Annotated in this window: 4 protein-coding genes; 1 reads left to right on the forward strand and 3 read right to left on the reverse strand. The window is 42.8% G+C overall.

The features are described from left to right. Positions 1–333: 333 nt before the first annotated feature. Positions 334–3,708: a choice-of-anchor I family protein gene (locus tag LU351_RS14355; protein ID WP_232594780.1), complete on the forward strand. Its 3,375-nt coding sequence runs from the start codon at positions 334–336 to the stop codon at positions 3,706–3,708. 215 nt (positions 3,709–3,923) lie between these two features. Here the strand turns inward: LU351_RS14355 and LU351_RS14360 are convergent, their stop codons facing one another. From LU351_RS14360 to LU351_RS14370, 3 genes are all read right to left on the reverse strand, one after another. Further along, on the reverse strand, positions 3,924–4,535 hold the full coding sequence (locus LU351_RS14360) for a hypothetical protein (protein ID WP_232594781.1): 612 nt from the start codon (positions 4,533–4,535) through the stop codon (positions 3,924–3,926). A 2-nt stretch (positions 4,536–4,537) separates the two neighbouring features. Further along, positions 4,538–5,122 (reverse strand): AHH domain-containing protein, encoded by a 585-nt coding sequence (locus tag LU351_RS14365; RefSeq protein WP_232594782.1) that lies wholly within the window; start codon positions 5,120–5,122, stop codon positions 4,538–4,540. A gap of 380 nt (positions 5,123–5,502) precedes the next feature. Continuing rightward, positions 5,503–7,398, reverse strand: coding sequence for a trypsin-like serine peptidase (locus tag LU351_RS14370; RefSeq protein ID WP_232594783.1), 1,896 nt, complete (start codon positions 7,396–7,398; stop codon positions 5,503–5,505). Positions 7,399–8,077 lie beyond the last annotated feature (679 nt).

Below are 8,077 nucleotides of genomic sequence, written 5' to 3' on the forward strand. Positions count from 1 at the left end.
GTTTATTTCCAGCAACTGAAATGTTGCAAACAACTCGAATATTGCAAATAACTCAACAAGCACACAACGCAACTTTTTCAAAAAACAAAAAGAAACCTCATGAACCAAAATAAAACGATTTAAATCTCATGCTCCTCAACCTAAAAAACAAACCCGCGAGAAAAGGAAAAATAAATGACACTAAATTATTTTTTAACGACAAAAAGTCACACACAATAGTAAATTAACTACTTTTTCTCACATTCTTAATCCATTACAGATTAACAAGGCTGTAACATCTCGCTTTCACACTCTTGGCACCAAATAACTCATATAATGCTTAGGGTGACAAATATGCATTTTCAATCAAAAAAAGTTTCACTTGCCATTAGCCTTGCTATTGCTTTAGCAGGTTGTAGTGGTGATGACGGTGGTAGTGGTTCTGATGGCTCCAACGGCTTAAACAGTTTAATCAGCCAAACAACCTTGGCTGCGGGCAACGTGAATTGCACCTTTGGTGGTGTACAGATTGACAGCGGTATCGACACCGATTCAGACGGCAACTTGAGCAACACCGAAATAAACGACACTTCCTACCTCTGCCGTACCGAAGACAGCCCTGAAACCATGGCGGTGCTGGAAAACCTTTCCCGTTTATCTGCTCAACCTCTCGCATTACCTCAAGGGGAGCTTGGGGAAGTGACGTTCAATAACGATGCAACCGTTTCTTTATCGACTGTAACTTCATCTACTACAACTTCATCTACTACAACTTCATCTACTACAACTTCATCTACTACAACTTCATCTACTACAACTTCATCTATTGCAGCTTCATCTACTGCAACCTCCGCTCAAAAAACCGGCAATACAATCTCATTTACCACTGGCTTTGGCAGCGGCGCCTACCATAAACCCGGCGAGTCACAATCGGTGTTTTATACCATTACCGATCGTGGCCCCAATATCGCCTGTGATGATTCAGGCGATATCATTGATATAGAAGGCTTTTGTGGCGAAGGGAATGACGATTTTAAAATCTTCCCGATGCCCAATTACACACCTAAAATTATCCAGTGGTCACTAACTGAAATAGACGGGCAACCTTCTGCCAGTATTCTCCAAGAAATTCCCCTTAAAAATCAGAATGGCGATGTCATTACAGGTTTAACCAATAATTTAATAGCCACCAATACTGAGCTGAGCTTTGGCGCCGATTCACAAAAAATCGAATTCGATAACGAAGGCGTTGACCCCGAAGCGTTAGTCAAACTACAAGACGGCACCTTTTGGATTTCCGAAGAATACGGCCCTTCTTTACTTCATATCGCCGCTGACGGCACCATTTTAGAACGTGTGGTTCCAGAATCTGTTGCCGATGATTTAGCCGATGCCAATTACCCAATCACCGGTGGTTTGCCAGATATTTTTAAAACACGAAAATTAAACCGGGGAATTGAATCACTGGCGCTCTCGCCTAATGAAGATTTTCTTTACTTCATCATGCAAAGTCCGTTGGCCAACCCCACTTTGGATGCCTACAAAAATTCACGCAATGTCCGTCTACTTAAAATTGTACTCAATGAAGATGGCACCCTCGGTGATCTCGCAGGCGAATATATTTATGTGATGGATCGTCCACAAACCTTTGGCTTAACAGGACTCGGCGGCGATGAAAACCGTAGTAAATTTACGGATGTGAAAATTTCCGAAATGGTAGCCTTGGATGAAAATCGTTTATTAGTATTAGAGCGCATCAGTCAAACCACCAAACTGTACGAAATTGACCTAACCACAGGGGATAATATTCTTAACACAACCGTCGGTAGCAACTCTGTCAATAATAACACCATCAGTAACAACGCCGTCAGTACAAACGAAAGCCCCACCCCAAAAACGCTGGAAGAAGCGTTTGACCTTGCCAGTATTGGCGCAGCACCGGTTGCCAAAGCACTGGCCTTCAATACCCTTACCGATTTAACGGAGGATGTCACTGTCCCCAAAAAGATAGAAGGCATTGCTCTTCTCAATGACGATGTTATGTTGTTAATTAACGACAATGACTTCGGAATTGAAGGTGATGAAACCGAAATTATCGCCGTCAATCGCAGTAAAATGAATACCGAAGCCGTGGCTTCCCAGAAAATACAACTCTCTGCAATCGCTACCTACACCACTGATTTGGAAGAAAAAGAAGGCGCTGCCGAAATTGTGGCTTACGATGCCAGCCGTACACGGGTTTTTGTCGTCAATGCCGTTGATGGCAGTGTGGATGTTCTCAGTGCCAATAACATTCAAGCCGGCCAGCTTTCTAAAATCACGACACTGAATTTACGTGGTGATATGAGTAACTTCACCATTGGTAATGCCAACAGCGTTTCTGTCAATGGCACACTGCTGGCGGTGGCCGTTGAAAATGATAATAAACAAGAAAATGGCTTTGTGGCGTTTTACGATATTAACAACGACATACCTGAATTTATTAAAGCCGTTTCTGTTGGCGCACTCCCTGATATGGTGACCTTTACTCCCGATGGCAGTAAAGCGATTGTGGCCTGCGAAGGTGAACCCAGCGATGATTACAATATTGACCCCGAAGGCTCTATTGCCATCATCTCCATCACCAACAATACACCAGAGGATACGGCCAGCTTAATTTCATTTACCGACTACAACGAAGGCGGTAATCGAGCAGAAGAGTTAAGTAGTGAAGTGAGAATTTTTGGGCCTAATGCTTCCGTCGCACAAGATTTGGAGCCAGAATACATTGCGATAAGCGAAGACTCTTCAACAGCGTATGTGAGCCTACAAGAAAATAATGCCCTTCTTATTATTAACCTTAACAACAATCAAATTATTGACATACTACCGCTGGGTACAAAAGATTTTTCTGTACGAGGAAATCAAATTGATGCCAGTGATAAAGATGACCAAGTTCAATTTGGCAGCTATCAACAGGTGGTAGGCCTGTATCAACCGGATGCCATTGCAACGTATTCCACTCATGACATGCAATGGATTCTCACCGCCAACGAAGGCGATGCCCGAGAATATTGGTTTGATGCCGAAGGTAATACTCCTGAAGAACAAGAAACGTATTGCATGAATAATAGTGCCGTTGATTTTGATGAAGACGATGGCTGCCTAGCCTTTACCGAAGAATATCGTTTAGAAGATTTTACCGAGAATAAAGGCGCCATGTTAGATGCAGAACACCCAGAGTGGGAAGCCGCAATGGATACCTCTCTATTAGGCCGATTAAAAGTGACCAATACTTTGGGTGATACCGATAACGATGGTGATATTGATATTATCCATAATTACGGCGCTCGCTCTTTTTCCATTTGGCATGAAACCTATGGTTTGGTATACGACAGCGGCGACGATTTTGGAAAAATTGCCGCAGGCCGCAAAGGTAATGCATTTAATGATAACGACAAACGCAGCGATGACAAAGGCGCTGAGCCCGAAGCCATTGTGGTTGGAGAAGCCTTTAATCGCACCTACGCTTTTATTGCCGCAGAGCGCTCTGATGATATTTATATTTACGACATAACCAGTCCATTTGGTGTCCAGTTTATCGACATTGCAAATAACGAAGGGGACGAGGCCCCTGAAGGAATGACGTTTGTTTCTGCACAAGACAGCCCAACAGGTAACCCACTGGTTATCGTGGCCAATGAAGACAGCGGAACAACGACGGTATATGAAGTGAATTTAAGCCATTAATTTTCGATAATAAAAAACGGGGCCGCAAAGGCCCCATCTCAATAGTAAGTTTCATTCTACCTAAGGAAATAATACAAAATACAAGATTTATCCTTCATCACAAACTTCATTCCAAACCGCTTGAAATCTTTTATCAGCAAAATATAAACTTAACCCCAGAGGACTTCTTTTTCATTCGTTGATGATTCCAACCACCTGATTAAAAAGCTTAAAATTTAATGACTATCAATTTTATTTTTATCAAACTGATTAGGATAACGATTTCCTAAGCTTGGGGTAAAAAAGACTCCTTTTAGATTAAATTTTTCAATAAGATCTTTTACCGCTTGGCTGCACTGTAAAGACATATAGCTATTTAGTTCACACCTAAAAATATTCCAGCGTTCTAATCTGTCTTCATAAAAAGCAAGGTGTTCTGGATCACCCCATTGATTTATTTGGGTAAGCTTCATATCAATCGCGTCAACTTTCTCTGCCACTTGTAAGGGAGTAAACACGTATCCAATTTCATTTTTTTCATCAATAACCTCTATGATATCTCCATCATCATCGATTAAAGGTTTTAACGCATTAAGAGCCTTTTGATTGAGATAAAGCCTCCCTTCCTGAACGGACAAGTCCCCACGAATACGTCCCTTATAATCTGGATGGCTATAATCAAAGCTAACACGTATGGGTTCTTTGAATACATTTTTGTGGGCTACAGGGCCACTATTAATATCAATGCGGTGATCGATATTATACTCTCCAACGAGAGATCGAACATGCGCGGCATCCCACAACATACGTAAATAACCCTCATCGAAAACCATAGTGTAAAAATTCATAGTTACTGTATTCCTGTTGTGGGCATAACTTCCGGTGGTACAGCCCCACTTTGAAGCCACGTACGTACGAGGCGTAGTGTATCAATTAACTGTTCTGGTGTTCTGATACGCATAATATTAATCTTTCCTGCCAACCACTCATAATAGGCACCAGTATGAATACGGCGATGAGGAACAGCATTACGTAAATGATTTGGCATATATTTTCTATCCTCCCAGTCACGGGGTAGCCAACACCCATTATGTGGGTCATCAATTCTCATTTTCAACCACGCTAACACACCTCGTATCACCAAGGCATCAGGATGGCTCCCAGATACTATGGCGTGGGCATCACAATGTGAAGATGGGCGTATATCACCAGCTTGCGTCATGAATCGACCAAGCCGTCGAGACTTATGCTGTTCAGACTCCAACTGATCCACATTCATAGTATTAGCTTCGATACGATAATTATCTAGACGATCATAGAGTTTACCTAGTGAGCGCAAAATAGCGAAATCAGCAATACTTGGCTTATCTTTTTTCGCAAAGCCTGTAATTAGCATATCCACTTTGCGTTGCGGAAATTTAATATCAGGGAACATAGCCAAAGCAAATCCTTTATTTAATAAATAATACTCAATAGTTAAAAGATATACTTTAACGGAAAGCTTTCTATAATGAGCGATATCAAGTGCCCACAAAAGGAAACTCCAGCGTCAATTTTTGTAAAAATGTGGCCTAATAGAATTACCATCATTGTGTATCGTATCTAAACCATTGCTTGGTCCAGTTCAGAGACGAAATACAATGTGCATGATCTCTCTTTTGCAAAGTGATGTTAGTTTTGCATTTACACCAAAGCGTGTCGTACAACACAACCATGTAGATTAAAATAAAAATAATCAAGCAGAAATAAATAGAAAGAATACCAGCACACCAATTAGTGCGCTGGTATATGAGAAAAAATCAAAGAATAGAAGAATTAATCACTACAATCAGTACTGGATACACCATCACCCGCTTGTACATCTTGCTCCATTGCATAACAAATGCCAGAAGAGCGACTGAACATCAAAAAGCCAATATCGTGCTCACCAGACGTTATTCCAGTTTCGACTTCGTAACGATCGCCCACTAAAGAAGGACGACGACAACGGTTGTCGATACAGAGCATGGCAAAGCGTGTGCTCTCGCCATTCACCACATGATACAACGTACCATCACTTTCTAAACCAAATGCGTAGCCGCCGGGGCTTGGTGTTGGTGTTGGTGTTGGTGTTGGTGTTGGTGTTGGCGTCGGCGTCGGTGTTGGCGTCGGTGTTGGTGTTGGCGTCGGCGTCGGTGTTGGCGTCGGAGTCGGTGTTGGCGTCGGTGTTGGCGTCGGCGTCGGTGTTGGCGTCGGCGTCGGTGTTGGCGTCGGAGTCGGCGTCGGAGTTGGCGTCGGTGTTGGCGTCGGTGTTGGTGTTGGCGTCGGTGTTGGCGTCGGCGTCGGTGTTGGCGTCGGAGTCGGAGTTGGCGTCGGTGTTGGCGTCGCTGAATCCGTAGCGTAACGACCGGCTAATTCCATCACACCCGTGTTTTCAGGGTCTAAATACTCCGTAATACCGCGATCAAAGTTCACGTCCATTCGGCCATAAATATCGTACTCATCATTACCGCACGCTGCTTGGCCACCTGTTAGTTGCCCAACAATTAATTTGTCTTGGTTAAAAATAGGCGAACCAGAAGACCCACCTTCTGTGGTACCTACATCCCAATCTTCTACTCGCCAATGGGTAGATTGAGGAATCAACTGGTCGTAATCCAGACTGATACGCTTTTCATGCCCCGCAGGGTGATGAATACTCACACCCATGGTTGGCGCTACCGAACTACGGCTCCAGCCAGCGTAATACACATTCGCCTCTTCAGGGATCGGGTCATCAAACTCAATTAAAGCGAAGTCAGACCCTGAGTTTTGAGCCAACATTACCGCACCACTTTGTGTAACATTACGAGGCCCATTCCCATTACCACCACTGCTGGATGAACCCGGTGCACGACATTCTGGCGATTGGAAATTCCAGTACGCCACCACAGTTGCCGCATAAGAGGCATCGTCCAAACAGTGGTCTGCGGTTAAAAATAAATTCCGATTATCTTCAGCGGTATTATTAATTGCGGCCCCGGTACAAACAAAAGAGCCTTGGTTTGTTGAGAATTGATAATGGGCAACGGAATTAATTTGATCACGCCAATCATCACCCTCTTCACAAGCAACATCAACGTTACATGACCCCGACTTTAGAAGCTTTTTTATTTTCGAGGTGGGCTCCGCCCCACGAAAACCATGGTTAACCTGTTTTAATTCCAGTTTGACATCATCCACTAAGTGGCTTGGCACATTCACTTCAACGATAACTTCATCACCTGCGATCATCGGTGTCCACAGTTGCCCATGGGATTCGTTTTGATCGTTTCCATAAGGGCCAAGCACTTCATTACCATCCGCAGAATAAATATACACTTCTGCACCTTCTGGCATGTAGAATTCTTTAAATCCTAAACTGATATTGGTCGCCCCTTCTGAAGTCACTTTATAACGGGAAACGGCGATGGATTTATAATCTGTTGATTCATTGATAACGGTATCCCACTCAATTAAAGAAACCTGAGTTTGTAATGCGCTGGCAATTTCAAAAGGAGGTTCTTGCTCACTGGGCTTTTGAGCTTCTGCGGTAATGGCTTTATTAAGCAGTGATTTATTACTCACTGATTGCATTTGAATATTTCTTAAATCAGACAAGCTCGATGCATTATCCAGCCCAACCGGGCCTGCTATCGATTGCTGTGACATTAGAATTAAGGCACCCAATACCAAGGTGGGCTTGTTATTCATGATCATTATGAACCTCGTTTCCCGAACATTGAATCAACTTCTACACAGAGCCTTCTTTACGTTATAGGGTGCTGTATAGAGAAGCGCTTAGACAAGCATCGAGGTTAGTCGTAATGGCACCAAAAAAGGTCATAGAGATTGTGTATTTGTGAATCAACACCAAAAATGCATCACGCATTTGAAGAATGACGGCGTTAATCGCTAGTATGAAGTTATTAACCCGCATATAGGCAAATAGGATAGAAAAGCAAGCCACGTAAACTCGATCAAAAAATATACTTTATCATAGACACATCGAGCATTAACTTTTCACAGAGAAGGCTGATCAATTATTGTTCTCCTCATGGCAGCCAGCGAATCGCGAAGGTGCCCATGTGTTGAGCGGAACATCCCTCCAAGGCGACTCAGTTTAAGCCCTAAATAACAATAGCACTCAATATTTGTATAATCTTCAACACCTGATAGAAAACCATTTGCTTACCAGTCACCTTTTGTAACTTTTGGGGTAAACATTTTTCGTCAATAGTTTACGTATCCATTCTTGAATAAAGCTACTAAGGAGTACATAGCTTAGCCAACATTAAGCGGCATCTGCTATGTACTCCAAATTCTTATCTTTAAAAAAGCCAAGCAATATATTTTTCGATTTCTGTAGCTGACACATAAACTTTTTTACTTG

It is taken from the genome of Marinibactrum halimedae (assembly GCF_021234875.1).
Classification (GTDB): Bacteria; Pseudomonadota; Gammaproteobacteria; order Pseudomonadales; family Cellvibrionaceae; genus Marinibactrum; species Marinibactrum halimedae.

Coding starts and splice junctions, on each gene's coding strand:
- LU351_RS14370 (WP_232594783.1), bottom strand. CDS start 7,398: ATGAATAACAAGCCCACCTTGGTATTGGGTGCCTTAATTCTAATGTCA.
- LU351_RS14355 (WP_232594780.1), top strand. CDS start 334: ATGCATTTTCAATCAAAAAAAGTTTCACTTGCCATTAGCCTTGCTATT.
- LU351_RS14365 (WP_232594782.1), bottom strand. CDS start 5,122: ATGTTCCCTGATATTAAATTTCCGCAACGCAAAGTGGATATGCTAATT.
- LU351_RS14360 (WP_232594781.1), bottom strand. CDS start 4,535: ATGAATTTTTACACTATGGTTTTCGATGAGGGTTATTTACGTATGTTG.